This window comes from Clostridium sp. AF27-2AA, from assembly GCF_003478505.1.
Classification (GTDB): domain Bacteria; phylum Bacillota; class Clostridia; order Lachnospirales; family Lachnospiraceae; genus Brotaphodocola.
Genome location: NZ_QUFI01000012.1, coordinates 68,698 through 88,114, shown reverse-complemented (window position 1 = coordinate 88,114; position 19,417 = coordinate 68,698). Strand labels below are relative to the sequence as shown.

At 51.2% G+C, this 19,417-nt stretch carries 21 protein-coding genes; all 21 read left to right on the top strand.

All coding sequences use genetic code 11. The annotated features are described in order from the left end of the window. Positions 1-105 precede the first annotated feature (105 nt). On the top strand, positions 106-1,425 hold the full coding sequence (locus DWY84_RS08785) for an aspartate kinase (protein WP_118532438.1): 1,320 nt from the start codon (positions 106-108) through the stop codon (positions 1,423-1,425). Positions 1,426-1,617: 192 nt separating this feature from the next. Continuing rightward, positions 1,618-3,645: a M28 family peptidase gene (locus tag DWY84_RS08780; protein ID WP_182434936.1), complete on the top strand. Its 2,028-nt coding sequence runs from the start codon at positions 1,618-1,620 to the stop codon at positions 3,643-3,645. A gap of 3 nt (positions 3,646-3,648) precedes the next feature. Continuing rightward, complete coding sequence (locus tag DWY84_RS08775) at positions 3,649-4,884, top strand: NAD(P)/FAD-dependent oxidoreductase (protein ID WP_118532434.1); 1,236 nt, start codon at positions 3,649-3,651, stop codon at positions 4,882-4,884. A 73-nt stretch (positions 4,885-4,957) separates the two neighbouring features. Continuing rightward, a complete protein-coding gene (cmk, locus tag DWY84_RS08770; RefSeq protein WP_118532432.1) occupies positions 4,958-5,647 on the top strand; it encodes a (d)CMP kinase in 690 nt (229 codons plus the stop codon). After that, positions 5,647-6,498 (top strand): 4-hydroxy-3-methylbut-2-enyl diphosphate reductase, encoded by an 852-nt coding sequence (gene ispH, locus DWY84_RS08765; protein WP_118532430.1) that lies wholly within the window; start codon positions 5,647-5,649, stop codon positions 6,496-6,498. The genes cmk and ispH overlap by 1 nt, the downstream gene beginning before the upstream one ends. Beyond that, positions 6,479-7,561: a 30S ribosomal protein S1 gene (rpsA, locus tag DWY84_RS08760; RefSeq protein ID WP_118532428.1), complete on the top strand. Its 1,083-nt coding sequence runs from the start codon at positions 6,479-6,481 to the stop codon at positions 7,559-7,561. Before ispH ends, rpsA begins: the two co-directional genes overlap by 20 nt. Positions 7,562-7,735: 174 nt before the next feature. Further along, the gene (locus DWY84_RS08755) at positions 7,736-8,326 is read left to right on the top strand and encodes a nitroreductase family protein (RefSeq protein ID WP_118532426.1); all 591 of its coding nucleotides are present in this window, start codon (positions 7,736-7,738) and stop codon (positions 8,324-8,326) included. Positions 8,327-8,838: 512 nt separating this feature from the next. Next, positions 8,839-9,201: a zinc ribbon domain-containing protein gene (locus DWY84_RS08745; protein WP_118532422.1), complete on the top strand. Its 363-nt coding sequence runs from the start codon at positions 8,839-8,841 to the stop codon at positions 9,199-9,201. Positions 9,202-9,276: 75 nt separating this feature from the next. Beyond that, positions 9,277-9,822 carry a nitroreductase family protein gene (locus DWY84_RS08740; protein ID WP_118532420.1) on the top strand — a complete coding sequence of 182 codons (546 nt, stop codon included), beginning with the start codon at positions 9,277-9,279 and terminating at the stop codon, positions 9,820-9,822. A gap of 46 nt (positions 9,823-9,868) precedes the next feature. Then, the gene (locus DWY84_RS08735; RefSeq protein ID WP_118532418.1) at positions 9,869-10,159 is read left to right on the top strand and encodes a hypothetical protein; all 291 of its coding nucleotides are present in this window, start codon (positions 9,869-9,871) and stop codon (positions 10,157-10,159) included. 203 nt (positions 10,160-10,362) lie between these two features. After that, the gene (locus tag DWY84_RS08730; RefSeq protein WP_118532416.1) at positions 10,363-10,689 is read left to right on the top strand and encodes a PadR family transcriptional regulator; all 327 of its coding nucleotides are present in this window, start codon (positions 10,363-10,365) and stop codon (positions 10,687-10,689) included. After that, positions 10,682-11,461, top strand: coding sequence for a hypothetical protein (locus tag DWY84_RS08725; protein ID WP_118532414.1), 780 nt, complete (start codon positions 10,682-10,684; stop codon positions 11,459-11,461). Before DWY84_RS08730 ends, DWY84_RS08725 begins: the two co-directional genes overlap by 8 nt. Beyond that, a complete protein-coding gene (locus DWY84_RS08720) occupies positions 11,445-11,624 on the top strand; it encodes a hypothetical protein (protein ID WP_118532412.1) in 180 nt (59 codons plus the stop codon). Before DWY84_RS08725 ends, DWY84_RS08720 begins: the two co-directional genes overlap by 17 nt. Before the next feature lie 33 nt (positions 11,625-11,657). Beyond that, entirely contained in the window at positions 11,658-11,852 is a 195-nt protein-coding gene (locus tag DWY84_RS08715) for a PspC domain-containing protein (RefSeq protein WP_118532472.1), read from the top strand. A gap of 51 nt (positions 11,853-11,903) precedes the next feature. Next, the gene (locus tag DWY84_RS08710) at positions 11,904-12,122 is read left to right on the top strand and encodes a small, acid-soluble spore protein, alpha/beta type (RefSeq protein ID WP_118532410.1); all 219 of its coding nucleotides are present in this window, start codon (positions 11,904-11,906) and stop codon (positions 12,120-12,122) included. Between the two features lie 83 nt (positions 12,123-12,205). Next, positions 12,206-13,408, top strand: a complete 1,203-nt coding sequence (cbiD, locus tag DWY84_RS08705) for a cobalt-precorrin-5B (C(1))-methyltransferase CbiD (protein ID WP_118532408.1) — start codon at positions 12,206-12,208, stop codon at positions 13,406-13,408. Then, positions 13,405-14,511 carry a cobalt-precorrin 5A hydrolase gene (locus DWY84_RS08700; RefSeq protein ID WP_118532406.1) on the top strand — a complete coding sequence of 369 codons (1,107 nt, stop codon included), beginning with the start codon at positions 13,405-13,407 and terminating at the stop codon, positions 14,509-14,511. Before cbiD ends, DWY84_RS08700 begins: the two co-directional genes overlap by 4 nt. Positions 14,512-14,513: 2 nt before the next feature. Beyond that, positions 14,514-16,022, top strand: coding sequence for a precorrin-6A reductase (cobK, locus tag DWY84_RS08695; protein ID WP_182434935.1), 1,509 nt, complete (start codon positions 14,514-14,516; stop codon positions 16,020-16,022). Then, complete coding sequence (locus DWY84_RS08690) at positions 16,012-18,033, top strand: cobyrinate a,c-diamide synthase (protein WP_243024803.1); 2,022 nt, start codon at positions 16,012-16,014, stop codon at positions 18,031-18,033. The genes cobK and DWY84_RS08690 overlap by 11 nt, the downstream gene beginning before the upstream one ends. Further along, positions 18,030-18,566 carry a bifunctional adenosylcobinamide kinase/adenosylcobinamide-phosphate guanylyltransferase gene (locus DWY84_RS08685; RefSeq protein ID WP_118532402.1) on the top strand — a complete coding sequence of 179 codons (537 nt, stop codon included), beginning with the start codon at positions 18,030-18,032 and terminating at the stop codon, positions 18,564-18,566. The genes DWY84_RS08690 and DWY84_RS08685 overlap by 4 nt, the downstream gene beginning before the upstream one ends. After that, positions 18,553-19,344, top strand: a complete 792-nt coding sequence (locus tag DWY84_RS08680) for an adenosylcobinamide-GDP ribazoletransferase (RefSeq protein WP_118532400.1) — start codon at positions 18,553-18,555, stop codon at positions 19,342-19,344. The genes DWY84_RS08685 and DWY84_RS08680 overlap by 14 nt, the downstream gene beginning before the upstream one ends. The last annotated feature ends 73 nt before the right edge of the window (positions 19,345-19,417 follow it).

The window sequence follows — 19,417 nt, the reverse complement described above, 5'->3', positions numbered from 1 at the left end:
TCCCCTTTTTCCTTTGTCAGGTATTGACAGAAACCGGGATTTAAAGTATTATTCTGAATAACTGCCCTGGAAAAACCAGGGAGCAATATGAGGAGAGACAGCGATATGAAGAAGGTTGTGAAGTTCGGCGGAAGTTCTCTGGCGAGTGCCCGCCAGTTCAAGAAAGTCGGAGATATCATCCGTGCAGACAAATCAAGAAGATATGTGATTCCGTCCGCACCGGGTAAGAGAAACAGCAAAGATACCAAGGTTACCGATATGCTGTATGAGTGCTACGCGGCAGCATCCACCGGGGCATCCTATAAAAAACTTCTGGAGGCCATCAAGGCACGTTACCAGGAGATCATTGACGGCCTGGATTTAAACTTAAACCTGGACCATGAATTTGCTACCATTGAAGAGAATTTCGTAAAGGGAATCGGCAAGGACTACGCAGCTTCCCGCGGCGAGTACTTAAACGGTATCGTTATGGCGAATTATCTCGGTTACGAGTTCATTGACGCTGCTGAGGTCATTTTCTTTGATGAGAACGGCAATTTTGAGGCAGAGCTTACCAACAAGGAGCTTTCCGAGCGTCTGGAGCATATAGAGCGCGCTGTAATCCCGGGCTTCTACGGTTCCAAACACGACGGCAGCATCAAGACCTTCTCCCGCGGCGGTTCTGATGTAACCGGCTCCATCGTAGCCCGTGCCATCCACGCAGACCTCTACGAGAACTGGACCGATGTATCCGGCTTCCTGGTAACCGATCCGCGCATCGTGGAGAACCCGGAGGTCATTGAGACCATCACCTACAAAGAACTTCGTGAACTGGCTTACATGGGCGCAGGCGTACTCCATGAGGATGCCATCTTCCCGGTAAGAAAAGAGGGTATCCCGATCAATATCCGCAACACCAACCGTCCGGAGGACAAGGGTACTTTGATCGTAGAGAGCACCTGCAGAAAGCCGCGCTACACCATCACTGGTATTGCCGGAAGAAAAGGCTTTTGTGCCATCAACATTGAGAAGGCCATGATGAATTCCGAAGTTGGGTTTGGGAGGAAAGTTCTTGGTGTGTTCGAGAAGTACGGAATCTCCTTTGAGCATATGCCGTCAGGAATCGACACTATGACCATTATGGTACATCAGGACGAATTTGAAGAGTACGAGCAGTCTGTGATTGCCGGTATCCACCGCGCGGTAGAGCCGGATCTGGTAGATCTGGAAGCAGACCTTGCTCTCATCGCAGTGGTTGGGAGAGGTATGAAGGGCACTCGTGGTACCGTCGGAAGAATCTTCTCCGCACTGGCTCATGCCCGCATCAATGTCAAGATGATCGATCAGGGCTCCAGTGAACTCAACATCATCATCGGTGTGAAGAATTCTGATTTTGAGACCGCAATCAAGGCTATTTACGACATCTTCATCACCGCAGCAATCTAAATAACAGGCCGGATTTGATATCCGGTTTACAAAAAGGGGGAATCCCGCCGACGGTTTTTGCCGCCGCGAGGTTCCCCCTTTCGTTGTGAGCGAAAATGTGCTATACTGAGTCTTAAGTTTTGACCTAATATCATAAGAATGGAAAGATTACTGTTTGCGCAACGCGTGAACAGCAATGAAAAGGGGAGTTTCATGAAGAAGAAAGCAGCGGTGCTGTTAACAGCAGCCGTTTTGTCCGGCTGTGCCGGTCCGTCTACAAAGGTGCTGCCGCAAAGACAGAGCGGTACCATGCAGGAAGTTCCGGATGAGGTTCCGGTGGTGGAGGAAGTAAATTCTTTTTATCTCCAGGAATCTCTGGGAATTCTTTCGGCTTCTCCCCGGCCATCCGGAAGCCGCGGCGAGGACAATGCCGCCAGGTACATCCAGAAACTGTTAAAGGACTATGGGTATATGGTAAACCGGCAGCGGTTCCGTGAAAAGTCAGAGCACGAAGAGATTCTTGGTACTAATGTGGTGGCCATGCGCCCGGCTGAGGACCCGGATGCGGACATCATTCTGATCTGCACCTGGCATGATTCGGCACCGGAAAGTCCAGGGGCCGGAAACAATGCGTCAGGCGTTTCCGTGTTTCTGGAAACAGCCCGGATTCTGTCCGGGATTCCCACTGACACAGAGGTTCGCTTTGTCAGTCTTTCGGCTCATGAAAAGGATGCGCTGGGTGCCAGAGTTTACGCAAAGAACCTCAGTAAGCGTGAGCGCGAGCGTCTCATCGGGGTAATCACGATTGGTCCGTGTGGCGCAATTGATACAGAGGAGACTGTTTTGGCAACTCAGGACGGAAAGCGCACCATGCTGGGAGACCTGCTTTTGGAATCTGAGGCCGGTATTACGGAAAGCCGCTGGAGCTATATACAGAAAGCGGGGGATGAGAATGGTATTTTCGCCTCCTGCGCGATTCCTTCCGTGCAGGTCGGACAGCGGTATGACAGCTTTGATTTTGGAACACCGCTGGATACAGTCGATACGGTTGACGCGGAATGCCTGTCCGGGATTGTGGATACACTCTGTCAGGCGGTATCAAAAATTATGAGTCTGGATACTCCGTCCATGCGGGCTAAGGCCCACTTTGAAAATAACTGGAAGGAATTTACTTACACACAGGAATCAGCGAAGCGTATTCCTTTTGGCGTATCACCTGGAAAACTTCAGGCCAGCCTCGGTATTCCGGGAAAACTTGCAGTGGTAACCCGCAATTCGGCAGGCCAGCCGGTAGAACGGTATCAGTTTGTCATGAAATGGTTCGGTCTGGATGTCCCGTTTTATACCAGCTACTATTTTACGGACGAACAGCTGGAGCTGGTCAGTCTGAATCCGGGAGAAAATACCCTGACTGCAGACGAAATGCAGGAGCAGCTTACAGAGCTATACGGAAATCCGGTTAAGAAAATAACAGGTCCTTATGGACTGGACTGCATATGGCAGGATTCCCGGACCGGAGAGCAGGCAGAACTGACCCCGGGCAGGGACGATTATGAGATCGAGATCCGCAGTTATACCCCGCAGCCGGTACTCATGGCCCGTTACAGCGCGGATGGCGTACTGGAAGAAGGAAATATGGAAACCGGATATGAGTATCTGAAAGGTCTTGGAAACGTGGTGTTTCAGCCGGAAACAGCCGGACTTTTGTCTGCGGCACTTCTTTATGAATCAGATGGAATCGGTGGAGAACGTATACAGGCAGAAAAAACGGAACCGGTTTCCGGAACAGCCCATGCCAAAGACCGGAAAATAGCGGATCATCCAGAACAGAATGATTCAGAAAATACAAAACAGTGGACAATCCGGATTGATCCGGCAGATTTTCCGGAAGAAAATGGTACCTTCCCGGACCGTGCCGCAGATCTGAAGGTGCTGCTGCGGACCTACGGGCAGATGTTAAAGGAAAGCATGCCTGAGATATACGAGGCAGGATATACAGAACTGGTACAGAAAAACCAGCAGGTGCCGGAGCAGCCGGATACAGCCCCGGGAGACACAAGCCGGGAGCGAAGCACCACACCAGAATTTGAGGACGCGTTTGCGCTGTATGTGCTGGCAGACAGGCCAATGGATGCCCCTGGGATCTGGCAGGAATGTGTCCGCTATTTTAGTCAGTTCGGGGAACTGAATACATACCGCAGTGCCGTGAGAAACTATCTGGGACTGCAGACGGAGGAATAAAGTATGAGTCAGGTAATCATCATCGGCGGCGGTGCCGCAGGCATGATGGCGGCAATTGCCGCAGCCGGAGCAGGCCATAAGGTCTGCATCTATGAGAAAAATGAAAAGCTTGGGAAAAAAATCTATATCACGGGAAAGGGACGCTGCAATGTGACCAATGCCTGTGACACGGAAGAACTCTTTCAGAATGTGGTGCACAATGCCAAGTTTTTGTACAGCAGCTTTTATGCCTTTACCAATACAGATATTATGGATTTGATTGAAAAGCATGGATGTCCGCTAAAGACAGAGCGTGGTAACCGCGTATTTCCGGTTTCTGACAAATCTTCGGATGTCATTCATGCGCTGACGGCAGCACTTCGGAAACTTGGCGTGGAGATGGAACTTCATGAAGAAGTGGCCGATGTCCTGGCAGAGGACGGACACGTCACCGGCGTGCGCTTAAAACGCGGTCAGAAGGTGGTTTTTGCGGATGCTGTCATTGTTACCACCGGAGGCCTTTCCTATCCATCTACCGGTTCCACTGGAGACGGCTACCGCTTTGCGAAGGAGCTTGGACATACCATCACAGACCTGTCCCCGGCCCTGGTGCCGTTTGTGGCAAAGGAAGATGTCTGTAAGGAGCTGCAGGGATTGTCCCTGCGCAACATCAGCGTGCAGATCCGAAACGGGAAAAAGGTGTTATACGAGGAATTCGGAGAGATGCTGTTCACCCACTTTGGAGTCAGCGGCCCGGTGCTTCTTTCGGCCAGCAGCTATGTTGCATCGGTCTTGAAGAAAGGGCCGCTTACCCTTTCCATCGACTTAAAACCGGCACTTTCTGTGGAGCAGCTAGACGCCCGCATTCTCCGTGATTTTGAGGAGGCAAAGAACAAACAGTACAAGAATTCCTTAAACCACCTGCTGCCGGCAAAGCTGGTTTCGGTCATCATTGAGCGCAGCGGCATTTCGCCGGAGAAGAAAGTGAACGAGATCACAAGAGAGGAACGCCATCAGCTGGTACAGGCCGTAAAAGATTTTTGTATTACGCTTGTGGGACTGCGGGATTATAAGGAGGCCATCATTACCCAGGGCGGCGTGTCTGTGCGGGAGGTAAACCCGTCTACTATGGAGTCGAAAAAAACAGCCGGCCTGTATTTTGCGGGAGAGGTGCTGGATCTGGATGCGGTAACTGGCGGATTCAACCTTCAGATTGCCTGGTCCACCGGTTATCTGGCAGGAATTTCCATTCCGCAGTAAGATTGAGAACGTGTGGACAGTCAGGATGTCTGGCTGTCTGAAGCGAATACTGAAACAAGGAGAGGAATACGATATGAAAAAGCTTGCATTTAATATCGCAATCGACGGCCCGGCAGGTGCCGGCAAGAGCACCATCGCGAAGATGGTGGCAAAGAAGCTGAATTTTATCTATGTGGATACTGGTGCCATGTACCGCGCCATTGCGCTTTACCTGCTGCGCGGCGGCGTGGATACCGCAGACGAGACTGCAGTGAGCGAAGCTGTAAAAAACGCGGACATCACAATCCGCTATCAGGATGGGGCACAGCAGGTTATTTTAAACGGCGAGGATGTATCCGGCCTGATCCGTACCGAGAAAGTCGGAAATACCGCGTCTGCCACCAGTGTTTACCCGTCTGTGCGCGCGCATCTGCTGGAGCTGCAGAGAAGTCTGGCAGCCAGCCAGAACGTTATCATGGATGGCCGTGATATCGGTACCTGCATTCTGCCGGATGCACAAGCCAAGATTTACTTAACTGCCAGCAGCCGGGTCCGTGCCGTGCGCCGCTATAAAGAATTAACCGAAAAAGGCACCATGTGTAATCTGGAAGAAATTGAGCAAGATATTATCGAGAGAGACCACCGCGACATGACCAGAGAGATCGCACCGTTAAAACAGGCAGAAGATGCCGTGCTTTTAGACAGTTCTGAGATGACCATTGATCAGGTGGTACAGGCTATCATTGATACCGCAAAGGCGCATGGCCTGAAGGAGAAAGTGTAATGGAGGTCATCGTTGCGAAGACAGCCGGTTTCTGTTTCGGCGTAAAGCGCGCGGTGGAGCAGGTCTACGAGCAGATCGCGAAGGCAGAAAAGCCGGTCTACACCTACGGTCCCATCATCCACAATGAATTTGTGGTAAAAGACCTTGAGAAAAAAGGCGTGTGTGTCCTGAATACGGAGGAAGAATTATCTGCCCTTACCGATGGAATTGTGGTGATCCGCTCCCATGGCGTCGGAAAGCATATCTATGACCTGCTGGAGGCACACCATATCACCGTAGTCGATGCCACCTGCCCGTTTGTAAAAAAGATTCACCGTATTGTGGAAAAACAGACCGCAGAGGGGCGCCGCGTCATCATCATCGGAAGTCCGGAACACCCGGAGGTGCAGGGCATCCGCGGATGGGGAAATGATACCACTCTGGTGGTGGAAAAACCGGAGCAGATCGACGATCTTCTGCTCTCCAAAGAGGAAAAACTTTGTATTGTGTCCCAAACGACATTTAATTACAAGAAATTTCAAGATCTAGTTGAAAAATTCGAGAAAAAGGGTTATGATATACTTGTTTTAAATACGATTTGCAATGCAACACAGGAAAGACAAGTGGAAGCTAGACGTATTGCTTCTGAAGTGGATGCTATGATTGTTATAGGCGGCAAGCATAGCTCCAACACACAGAAACTCTACGAGATATGCCAAAAGGAATGTAAGAATACTTACTTTATCCAGTCACTCGGCGATTTCAACCCTGAATGTGTGAATTCTGTGCGCAGCGTAGGTATTACAGCGGGGGCATCCACCCCGAATCAAATTATTGAGGAGGTTCATACTAATGTCAGAATTAAGTTTTGAACAAATGTTGGAGGAATCATTAAAAACAATACGTACGGGAGAGATCGTCACTGGTAAAGTCATCGATGTGAAAGAGGACGAGATCGTCCTGAACATTGGATACAAGTCCGATGGTATCATCCCGAGAAGTGAGTACACCAACGAAGCAAACGTAGATCTCAGAACCCAGGTTCAGGTTGGCGATGAGATGGAAGCAAAAGTAGTAAAAGTAAATGACGGCGAAGGCCAGGTTGCGCTGTCTTACAAGAGACTGGCTGCAGACAAGGGCAACAAGAGACTGGAAGAGGCTTTCGAGAACCATGAGGTTCTTACCGCAAAAGTTGCACAGGTACTGGACGGCGGCTTAAGCGTTGTTGTTGATGAGGCTAGAGTCTTCATCCCGGCAAGCCTGGTATCTGACACTTACGAGAAAGATTTAACCAAGTACGCAGGTCAGGATATCGACTTCGTTATCACTGAGTTCAACCCGAAGAGAAGAAGAGTCATCGGCGACAGAAAGCAGCTTATGGTTGCTAAGAAGGCTGAGATGCAGAAAGAGCTCTTCGAGCGTATCCACGCTGGCGATACCGTAGAGGGTACTGTTAAGAACGTTACCGATTTCGGTGCATTCGTAGACCTGGGCGGCGCTGACGGCCTGCTTCATATTTCTGAGATGTCCTGGGGCCGTGTTGAGAATCCGAAGAAGGTATTCAAAACCGGCGATCATGTAAAGGCTCTCATCAAAGATATCAATGGCGAGAAGATCGCTCTGAGCTTAAAGTTCCCGGAGCAGAATCCGTGGGCTGACGCAGCTGAGAAGTACGCTGTAGGCAACGTAGTAACCGGTCGTGTTGCTCGTATGACTGACTTCGGCGCATTCGTTGAGTTAGAGCCGGGCGTAGACGCTCTGCTTCACGTATCCCAGATCTCCAGAGATCACGTTGACAAACCGGCAGACGCTCTGACTATCGGTCAGGAGATCGAGGCTAAGGTTGTTGACTTCAACGGCGAAGACAGAAAGATCAGCTTAAGCATGAAAGCTCTGCAGGCTCCGGCTGAGCAGAACGAGGCAGACGCTGAGTAATCTGAATTAAAATAAAATTAAAAAGCACCATGATATGGAATGTAAGGTTCCGTATCATGGTGTTTTTTCAAATGTTGGAAATGTGAAAACAATCGTGGTACTATGGAGAAAATGGTGCTTCCGAATCATTGCAAATGGATGTGACAGAAGACGGAATTGGAAAGGAGCTATATCATGTTAACAGATTTAGTGCTTAAAAATCGTAGTTATCGTGGATACAACAAAAACCGTAAAGTAACAAAAGAGGAACTTATGGAACTGGTGGACATTGCAAGACTCTGTCCTTCTTCGGCCAATATTCAGCCTCTTTGTTATTATCTCGCATGGGAACCGGATGAAGTGGCAAGGATTCAGGAACAGACCCGTTGGGCCGGCGCAATTACACATATGAAGCTGCCGCATCTCGGCATGGAACCACCTGCTTTTATTGTGATTTTGCAGGATACAAAGATTAATGATTCTATGACACGGTTCCAAAAGGATGTCGGAATTGTGGCACAGACTATGCTTTTGGCAGCCGCGGAGAAGGGGCTTGGCGGCTGCATGATCGGAAGCTTTCATGCGCAGAATATCAGGGAAATCCTGAACCTGGATAAATCTTACGTGCCGATGCTGGTGGTGGCAATTGGCGAACCGCAAGAAAAAATTGTCCTGGAAGATGTGGAGCCTGAAGAAAGCACGAATTACTACCGCGATGAACAGGATGTTCATTATGTGCCGAAACGTAAGCTGAAGGATATTGTATTTACGGCGGAGAAAAAATAAATATAATAACATTGGCACAGCAGAAATGTTACGTGTGTCTTTTATGGAATATTTCTGCTGTGCCGGGATCCGGAAGGCTGATTTTGTAGTTTTTTGCGGTGAGAGCTTTCTTGTTTTGATTGTGATAAACAGGTTCTCATGCTATAATCGGTTTCAATCTATGTACAGTCTGTTTTTCAGACAGTGTCTTTTCATTCTCTTACATACGTTCTATGTATTTTCCCAGTTTTATCTGTTATACGGGCATAAAGACTTTTGCGCAATGTGCGGAAACGCTATAAAGTAACAGGCATTTCCGCGGGCGCAGAGTCTATAACGATTGCCATAGAGAAATCCACAGAAAGGAGAAGGAGTATGGTATTTTGCTCAAAATGCGGAAAGAAACTGAATGAGAGGGCGAGGTTCTGCCCCAGGTGCGCGCACCGGTCGGAGAGCGGGGAGGCTCGGGCACTTCCATTTCGCAGTCAGGAGGCGGCAGTTCCGGTACGTTTTCCTGGGATCAGGCAGGTCAGATGCGGGATCTGAGCAGAGAATTTCAGGAGAGCGATGTAGAACAAAACAAGCTCATGGCCGTGCTTTCGTATTTCTCGCTCCTGGTGCTGCTGCCAATCCTGTGCGCGAAGGACTCAAAGTACGCCAGATTTCATGCAAACCAGGGACTTATGTTACTGCTTGTGTCGATGGGATGGCAGTTTATATCTGCAATGCTGAATCTGGTATTTGACCGGTACTGGTGGCAGTTTCGCTTCCTGCTTTCACTGTCCGGAGTAGGCTATCTGCTGAATCTGGTGCTGTTTTGCATGGGAGTGGCAAATGCCGTGACAGGGAAAGCAAAAGAACTTCCGCTTATTGGACATTTTCGGATTCTGCATTGATCGAAAAAACGTTTTTTCTACAAGAATTGCTCTAAATGTGTTATGATGTAAAAAAATGAGCAGGAGGATATGACAATGGAATTTGAAAAACTGATCGAAGAACGCAGAAGCATCCGTAAATATGACAGCAGCAGACGTGCAGCGAAGGAGCAGATCACCGCTATGGTACAGGCTGCGATTCAGGCACCCTCCTGGAAAAACAGCCAGACTGCACGTTATTACGCTATTTTAGAGGAAGCAAAGTGTGAGGAATTTTCTGAAAGCTGCCTGCCGCAGTTTAACCGGGATAGTTCCAAAGGTGCTTCTTATCTTGTGACTACATTTGTCAAAAACCGGGCAGGCTATAACCGAGAGACCGGAGCGCCGGATAATGAATGCGGAAACGGCTGGGGCTATTACGACCTGGGCCTGCAGAATGAGAACCTGATCTTAAAGGCAAAAGAGCTTGGTCTGGACACCCTGATCATGGGAATCCGTAACGCAGAGAAGATCCATGAGATGCTTCAGATTCCGGAGACAGAGCAGGTAGTAGCTGTGATCGCTGTCGGCTACCGTGACATTGACCCGGAAAAGCCGAAGCGCAAAACTCCGGAAGCCATTCTGACCTTTGTGGAGGGCTGATATCTCCTCCAGACAAGGACGAACAAAAAGGAAGGATATATGGCCTATGAACATTGCGGAAACCCTCGATGAACTGAAGCGGAAAGCCGGAAAAGATGCGGAACTGAAACGCCGGATCCTGCAGACCAGAACAGAAGCCAATCCGCTCTCTGCATTCTGCAATCTCTGCCGTAAACTGGGATACCCGGTTTACGAGATGGACCTGGCCTGTGCCGGAGAAAGCTTTTACGCGGAAATCAAGCGAAGCACCAATGGCGGCGGGGAGAATTCGCCGCTCTTAAAGGGCGAAGATGATTTTTACGAAATGTTTTTTGCAGAGTTGGAACGGGAATTATGATGATGGAAGTTGCTGCTTAAAAAATAATATGTTCATACGAAGCAGGTACGGCCGGGCAAAACCAGACCGTACCTGCTTTTCTTTATAAAATAACCACTTGACAAATTATATTATATGACATATAGTATATCCATCAGCAATATTATACATTGTATAATATATGAAGTTAAACAATATTACAGCATAAGGAAAGGCGGGATCATATGGTTTTTAATACGGGCGCGGCACTTCTGGATGCCATTGTGCTGTCCGTTGTCTCCAGGGATCAGAATGGAACCTACGGCTACCGCATCACCCAGGAGGTGCGTGAGGTGCTGGACATTTCCGAGTCTACCCTTTATCCGGTGCTGCGGCGTCTCTTAAAGGACGGATGTCTCGAAAGCTATGATCTGGCGATCGACGGAAGAAACCGCCGGTACTACCGGATCACGGAGAGCGGAAGGCTTCAGCTGAATCTTTATCGCGGAGAATGGAATACTTACGCACAGAAGATATCCAGAATACTTGAGGAGGACATAAGACATGAGTAGAGCGGAGTTTATGGAAAAGCTGGAATATCTGCTGCAGGATCTTTCGCAAGAAGACCGGGAAGACGGAATAGCCTTTTACCGTGATTATCTCGATGAGGCCGGACCGGAGCGGGAGCAGGAAGTACTGCGGGAATTCGGAAGCCCGGAACGGATCGCCTCCATCATCCGGAGCAATTTAAAAATGGATCTGGAAGACGGCGGCATTTTTACCGAGAATGGGTTTGAGGATGAGCGTTTCCGGGAGCCTGGGTACCAGGTGGTAAAACGGAAAGATCTTCCGGATGTGTTGGAGGAAAACAGACAAAGAAACGATGACGGTCATGCACAGACAGCGGGACGGGAACGGACAGAGTATGAACATGGACGGTCACGAAAAAAAGAAGGAACACGCCGGAGAATTCTTCTTCCGCTGCTTCTGGTCTTAGTTTTGTTTCCGGTTATCCTCGGCATGGGAAGCGGAGCCATTGCCGCAATCTCCACGCTGCTTGCTCTTATTGCCATAGCAGTGCTTGGAATCGGCTTCCTGACCATAGCGGCCTGCTTTGGCACTGTGATTCTGACGGTAATGGGTGCAGCTATCCTGGTCTCCGACTTATGGGGCGGCATTACCGTTGTCGGATTTGCAGTATTCACGTTTGGCTGTGTGCTGATCGGAATTGCGTTATCGATTCTTACATACGGAAAATTTGTGCCATGGTGCATTCGGACGATTGTAAACATTCTGAAGGGACTGCTTCGGGGAGGAAAGAAAGCTTATGAAAAATTGCGTTAAGTGGTTTTTAGTGGTGGGCATCCTGTTCTGCCTTTTCGGCACGGGAATCATTACAGCCGGTCTTATGAAAGGCGGAGCCAGGAATGCGAAAAGCTATTTGAGAGAGTATTACCATCATGCAGACGAGATCGAGGAGCATCTGGATGATTATATAGAGTATTAGGTGTGAATATGCTTGGAGGAATGAAAGATGGATATGAATAAAAAACTGTATCGTTCCAGTACAAACAGAGTAATATGCGGCGTTTGCGGAGGTCTTGGAGAATATTTTGGTGTGGATCCGACCATTGTGCGTCTGATATGGGTATTGATCGCCTGCTCCGGAACAGGCTTGATTGCCTATATTATTGCAGCGGTCATTATGCCGCTGAACTCGGATGAAAATTTATGAATAAAGCGCAGCGAAACGGGCACACTTCCAGAGAAAAGGAGTGTGCCCGTTATGTCTAAGAAAAAAGAGAAGAAGCCCTTTGATCCGGAACATATGACCCCGGAGGAACAGCTGAAATTTGAGATTGCGGAGGAGCTTGGCCTGGGAGACCGGGTCCTGAAGGATGGCTGGCGCTGCCTGACCTCCAAGGAAAGCGGCAGGATCGGCGGTCTCATCACAAAAAGGAAGAAGCAGATGCAAAAGGAAACTCAGAGAAACGCCCCGGTCTGATGCTTGTCAAACCACCCAAAAGCAAGTATAATAAAAACCGATTACAGTGTACAAAAAAGCGTATGCTGAGACGGAGAAAACAAGTGGCAGAGAAAAGACTGAGGAATGGATATACAACCGGGACCTGTGCGGCGGCTGCGGCGAAGGCGGCGGCCGCTTTTTTGTTATGTGGAAAAGCGGATTCGGACTATTCGGAACTTACCCTTCCGGGTGGAACTGTCTGCCGGATCCAGGTAACGCGGTATGAGCCGGAGCAGGAAACGGAGTCTCCGGCGTTCTGCTATTTTGTGCAGAAGGATTCCGGGGATGATCCGGATGTGACGAATGGAACTAAGGTATTTGCCAGAGTACGCCAGGCGGATAAAAGCGAGTTCGAAACCTTATGCCGGACGGGTGCCGGATATTATCTGGAGGAATATCCGCAGCTCTATTTAAACGGCGGCCAGGGCATCGGCATGGTGACAAAGCCGGGGCTTAGCTGTCCGGTGGGACATTATGCCGTCAATCCGGTACCGCGCAGCATGATCCTGGGGGCGGTGGCGGATGTTGTGCAAACAGCCGCTTTTGAGGAATATCTGATCGTTACCATCTGGATCCCGGAAGGGGAGCAGCTGGCACTCCAGACCTTCAATCCCAAGCTGGGGATTCAGGGCGGTATCTCGGTTCTTGGCACTACCGGAATTGTAAAGCCTATGAGTGAGGAGGCGCTGCTGGAAACCATTCGTCTGGAAATTCACATGAAAGCAGTGAACGGGGCAAAGGAGCTTCTGATGGCGCCCGGAAACTATGGCGAAGAATTTTTAAAGAAGGAGCTGGGCGTTCCGATGGGAAGCGCCGTTCTTTGCAGCAACTTTGTGAAGGAAGCGGTGCTGATGGCAGAGATGGAGGGCTTTCGGAAGCTGCTGTTTGTGGGACACATCGGTAAGCTGATCAAGGTGTCTGCCGGTGTGGAAAATACCCATTCCAGGTATGGAGACGGCCGCATGGAACAGATGGCGGTGCTGACAAAAGAACTGGGGCATCCCAAGCTGCAGGAACAGATCCGTGTCTGCAATACCACAGATGACGCGCTGGCGCTGTTAAAAGAACAGGATCTTGCAAAGCCGCTTCTTGACCGAACTGCTCTCTGTGTTAAGCACTGGATGGAAAGCTGGAGCGGAGGGCAGATCGCAGTGGAAGCAGTTACCTTTTCCACTGCACATCAGCTGCTCGGAGCGACAGAAAACTGGCAGAAAGCATTTGATGCCTGGCTGGAGACATCCGGCCGGGGAAAGGACTCTTTATGAAACTTGCAGTGATCAGCTTTACCAGGACAGGCGAAAGTATCTGCGAAAAGCTGTCAAAGGCGCTGAGTGCGGCGGGAGCAGACTGCCCAGGCTATAGCGGAAGAAAAACAGGCAATGCAGGTTCGATGTTACAGCCCGTATCCGGGACACTCTCAGAGTGGACCGGGCAGCAGTTTGCCGCATGTGACGGACTGATCTTTATCGGGGCAGCCGGTATCGCAGTGCGTCTGATTGCTCCATACTTGAAAGATAAGCTTACGGATCCGGCTGTGATTGTGGTGGATGAGGCTGGACAGTTTGCTATTTCCCTTCTTTCCGGTCATGTGGGCGGCGCAAACCGTCTGACGGAATGGATCGCGGAAATCCTGGATGCAGTACCGGTTGTGACGACAGCCTCCGACGTGCAGGGGCGCACTGCGATTGATGTCTGGGCAGTGGATCACGGCCTTGTGCTGACAGACCGGAAGCTGGCAAAGGAGATTGCGGCGGCGCTTCTGGATGGAGAAACGGTCGGATATTTCAGTGATTACCCGATTTCGCAGCCGGAGGGAACCGGGTATGAGGCAGACGTGGTGCACCGGCTGAATGTCTGGGTAACCTGCCGCAGGCAGGAGGCGCCGGGCATGTATGACTTGCTGAAGGAACAAACGGTAGCTCATCAACAGCCGACATCAGAACTGCCATGTCAGAAGGCAGAATTTCTGCGTCTGGTTCCAAAGAATCTCGTGCTAGGTATTGGCTGCCGCAGGGGTACGCCAGGGGATGTCATAGAAACAGCAGTGCGGGAAACTCTCGAAGAGCATCATCTGGACATATGCGGAGTGTCCGGGGCAGCAAGCATTGATTTAAAGAAGGACGAGGCCGGACTGTTGGAAACAGCAGCTGGCCTTGGCATTCCTTTTTCTACATACAGCAGTGAAGAACTGGCGGCTGTGCAGGGAGACTTTTCGGAGTCCGGGTTTGTGCGTCAGGTGACCGGAGTCGGAAATGTCTGTGAGCGGTCGGCTCTTTGCTGTGCGGGAACAGGCGGACGCCTGATCGTGAAAAAACAGGTGCACAACGGCGTGACGGTAGCTGTGGCAGAAAAAACAGGAGGAGAATGACCATGCAGAGACATGCATCTGTTGTGATATTTGGAGGGACATCCGAAGGACGGGAGCTGGCAGAGTATGCGGAAGCGCATCACATTCCGGTTCTGGTCAGCGTGGTATCCGGCTACGGGGAAAGTCTGCTGAGAGAAAGTGATCTGGTTCAGGTACATACCGGAGCGCTGGATGAAGCTGCCATGCGGCAGTTTTTGCGGGAAGCAGCTCCAAAGCTTGTGCTGGATGCCACCCATCCCTATGCGAGAGTGGTGACGGAACAGGTGGCAGCGCTGTGCCGGGAGCTTGCAATTCCTTATCAGCGGATTTTAAGGGGATCAGAGACAGGGAAAGCCACAGGGCAGGACTCAGGGATGCAGGAAGACAGACAGGATTTTGCGCCTGTATTTGTGGTGGATTCTGTAAGTGAGGCGGCTGCGTGTCTGAAACAGGATGGCCGCCCGGTTCTCCTTACCACCGGGAGCAAGGAACTGGAAGCATTTGCCGGGGATCCGGTTTTGCGGGAACGCATCTTTGCGCGGGTCCTTCCGGACAGTCAGGTCCTTAAAAAATGTGAGGATCTTGGCCTTCACGGCGCCCACATCATTGCCATGCAGGGACCGTTTTCGGTGGAACTGAATTGTGCGCTTCTGCGTACCGTGCAGGCCGGGTGGCTTGTCACAAAGGAAGCCGGAAAGCGCGGCGGCTTTGCGGAGAAAATGGAGGCTGCAAAGCAGTGCGGCGTATCCGTGGTCGTGATCCGGCGTCCAGTCCACGAGGAAGGAATCTCACTGGAAGAGGCGAAGAGGCAGATGGATGCGTACCGGACGGCCAGGCCGCCGGAAAACAGCGTGACAGATGGCACGGGCAAACGTTTTCTCAGCATGATTGGCATGGGCATGGGCGGCGGAAGGCAGCTTACCCTGGAAGCTCTGGAAGTGCTGGAGCGCAGTGATATTGTCTTTGGCGCGTCCCGGATGCTCGCAGACCTGGCACCGTGGCTTCACGAAAAACATCAGGAAACCTATTATCAGCCAGAAAAGATTCTGGACTGGCTGGAAGAACATAAAACCTGTCAGCAGGCCGTGGTGGTTTGCTCCGGTGATACCGGATTCTACAGCGGAAGCGGCAGTATGATGCGGGAACTGAAAGCACGTTTTGGTGAAGTGGAATCCAGTCCTTATGAGGTAACGGTTTTTCCGGGCATTTCTTCTGTATCGGCCCTTGCGGCACGCTTTGGGATATCCTGGGACGATGCCTGTCTCGCCAGTGCCCACGGGAGGGACTGCGATGCGGCGGCGCTCCTTAAGGAGCATGAAAAAGTATTTCTGCTGTTGGACAGCAGTATGAATTTGAGACAGATCTGCCAGATCCTGAAGGATGCTGACATGGGAAATACCAGAATTTACGCGGGTGTCCGTATGGGATATGAGGACGAACATAAAATTTACGGAACAGCAGAAGAAATGACGGATATCGAGACGAACAGTCTGACGGCTGTATTTCTGGAGCGGGAAAAAGATGAGAGATGAATGGTTTATCCGGGGAGAAATCCCCATGACAAAAAGTGAGGTGCGGGCGGTTTCCGTTTCCAAGCTGGAACTGTGCCGGGACAACATTGTGTATGATATTGGCGCCGGGACCGGTTCTGTTTCGGTGGAGGCGGCACTTAAGGTGCCGGAGGGCCATGTGTATGCCTTTGAACAGAAGGAAGAAGGCTGCGCGCTGATCCGGGCGAACGCAGAGAAGGCCGGTGTGAAAAATCTGACAGTAGTTCCCGGAAAAGCACCGGAGTCGTTATATGGCTATCCGGCGCCGGACCGGGTATTTCTCGGCGGAAGCAGCGGTAATATGGAGGAAATCCTGGATCTTGTGACGGAGTTAAACCCTGCAGTTCAGCTTGTGATCAATGTGATTGCGCTGGAAAGCCTGTCCCAGGCTATGGAATGGTTTCGGAAAAAAGGATGGGAGCCGGAGGTGGTCTGTATGCAGGTATCCCGCGCGGCAAAGCGAGGCCCGTACCACATGATGCAGGCGCAGAATCCGATCTATATCCTTGCGGCACAGGGGCAACAGACACAGCAATCACAGAATGTGCCGGTAGCGCCCGGACAGAACGGACGCGCGCAGAAAGATGCAGATTTCCCCCGTATCCTGCTGGCAGCTCCGGGAAGCGGCAGCGGCAAGACTCTTCTTACCACCGGCCTACTGACCCTGTTTCAGAACCGCGGCATCCGCTGTCGTTCTTTCAAATGCGGCCCGGACTACATCGACCCGATGTTTCACAAATACATTCTGGGTATCGACAGCTGCAACCTGGACAGCTTCTTTCTTTCGAAAGAGGAGCTGCAGGCGCTGTTTCGAAAACGGGCGGCAGACGCGGAGCTTTCCGTTCTGGAAGGCGTGATGGGCTATTATGACGGGATTGGCGGCAATTCCACTTCTGCCAGCACCTATGAGGTGGCAACAATAACCGATACTCCGGCCATTCTTGTGGTGAATGGAAAAGGCAGCAGCCTTTCTCTGGCGGCGCAGATCAAAGGATTTCTGGACTACCGGAAGGACAGCCATATCTGCGGCGTGATCTTAAATAAAACGAACAAGATGGTGGGTGAGCGCCTGCGTCCGGAAATTGAAAAGCTGGGCGTGCGTTATCTTGGCGCGGTGCCGGTCTGTGAGACCATGGACATTAAGAGCCGCCATCTGGGACTCACGATGCCGCAGGAGCAGAGTGAGCTGCGCGGGCATCTGAATGCCTTTGCGAAACAGCTGGAGGAGTATCTGGATGTTGATGGGATTCTGGAGCTGGCGGGATGCTCCGGAGAGAAACTGCCGGAAGCCGGAAAAACCGAGCAATCCAACCAGACAGATTTGAACCAGGAAGAAACAAAACAGGATGAGATCCGCCCCATAGACTCGGAGAGTGAACCTCCTACCCGCCGCATGGCGGTGGCCATGGATAAGGCCTTCTGCTTCTACTATCAGGAAAATCTGGACTTTTTAAGACAGCACGGATGGGAGCTGATCCCATTTTCCCCGCTCCACGATGCGGCATTGCCGGAGCAGGTTCATGCCATCTTACTGGGCGGCGGATACCCGGAGCTCTACGCAAAGGAGCTGTCTGCCAATGAGCCGATGCTTGCGTCCATTCGAAACGCCCATGCAGAGGGCATCAAAATTCTGGCGGAGTGCGGCGGGTTTCTGTATCTTCAGGAGCACCTGGAGGATGAAATGGGAAACTGCTGGCCTATGGTCGGACTGATCCACGCAGACGGGTTCCGCACAGAAAAACTTGGCCGTTTCGGATATATTTCTCTGACGCAGAATGGCGCAGTGCGGATCAAAGGGCATGAATTCCACTACTGGGAGAGCACCGCACCGGGATCAGCGTTTCGGGCAGAAAAACCGCAGTCGGACCGCGGCTGGGACTGTATGTACCGGACGGACAGTCTGCTAGCGGGCTTTCCGCATCTTTATTATTTATCCGGACCTGATCTGATCCTGAGCTTTTTATCTGGTCCTGAGAGAGAGGAAACAACATGATGCATCTTGTGACCGGCGCTTCCGCCAGCGGAAAATCCGCCTACGCGGAAGATCTGCTTGTACTTGCAAAGAGCGCAGAAAAATATTATATCGCCACCATGCGTCCCTGGGGCGCGGAAGGAGCGGCACGGGTAAAAAAGCATCGTGCCATGCGGGAGGGAAAGGGTTTTCAGACCATCGAAGCCTTCCACACACTGGATGATTTACGCCTGCCGGAAAAGGGAAGCCTGATGCTGGAGTGCATGTCCAACCTGTTAGCCAATGAGCAGTTTGAGCTTGGCGGAACAGATGAGGAAATCCTGGACCGGATCCAACAGGGCATTCAGAATTTAAAGGAACAGACCGATGATCTGATCATCGTGACGAACGAGATTTTTTCAGACGGATGCCGTTATGACGCAGAGACCGTCCGCTACATAAGACTTCTCGGAAACCTTAATATCCGGATGGCAGAGGAGGCGGATGCCGTAACAGAAGTTGTGTATGGAATTCCCATCCGCCGGAAAGGAGAAGATGCGAATGAGCAGCAATGAGAAAACCCTGCCTTCAATTCTGGAAAGCTTTGTGATCGCGTTTTCCATGTATTCCCGCATCCCTATGCCCTTTGTGGAGTGGAGTGAGTGCGGTATGAAGTACGCCTTCTGCTTTTTCCCGCTGATCGGTGTGGTGATCGGCGCGTGTGTCTGCGCCTTTTGCTGGCTGTCCGTGCAGGCCGGGCTTGGTATTCTGGCTTTTTCCCTTCTGGGAACGGCTGTCCCGCTGCTCATCACCGGAGGCATTCACATGGACGGATTTCTGGATGTGACGGATGCCAGAAGCTCCTTCCAGAGCCGGGAACGAAAGCTGGAAATCTTAAAGGACCCTCACGCCGGAGCCTTTGCCATTGCCGGGTGCGGTGTCTATCTGCTGCTGTACGCGGCAGCCTTTTCAGAGCTGCGTCTGGAGGCCTTTCCGGCCATTGGCGGAATCTATGTGATGACACGGGCCCTGAGCGGTCTTTCGGTTCTCTGTTTCCCAAAGGCAAGAAAGGATGGACTGGCAGCCACGTTTGCCAAAGGAACCGGAAACGGAGCACCGGCAGTCAAAGCAGTGCTGGCAGTCTGGCTTCTGGCGGGAATTGCGTTTGTATTTCTGGTATCCGGTACCGTCACGGCAGTGATCCTGACAGTGGCAGCAGCGGCAGTGTTTCTCTGGTATCATCACATGGCCATGCACGAATTTGGCGGGACCACCGGCGATCTGGCCGGATATTTTTTGCAGACCGCGGAGCTGGCGATGATTGCGGCGCTGGCCGTGTGCAGCAGGATCTAGATAGCATGCAGCCGCAAGTGCAGCAGCGGATTTGCCGCAGATACACCATGTTCTGCGGCGAAACAGATAAACA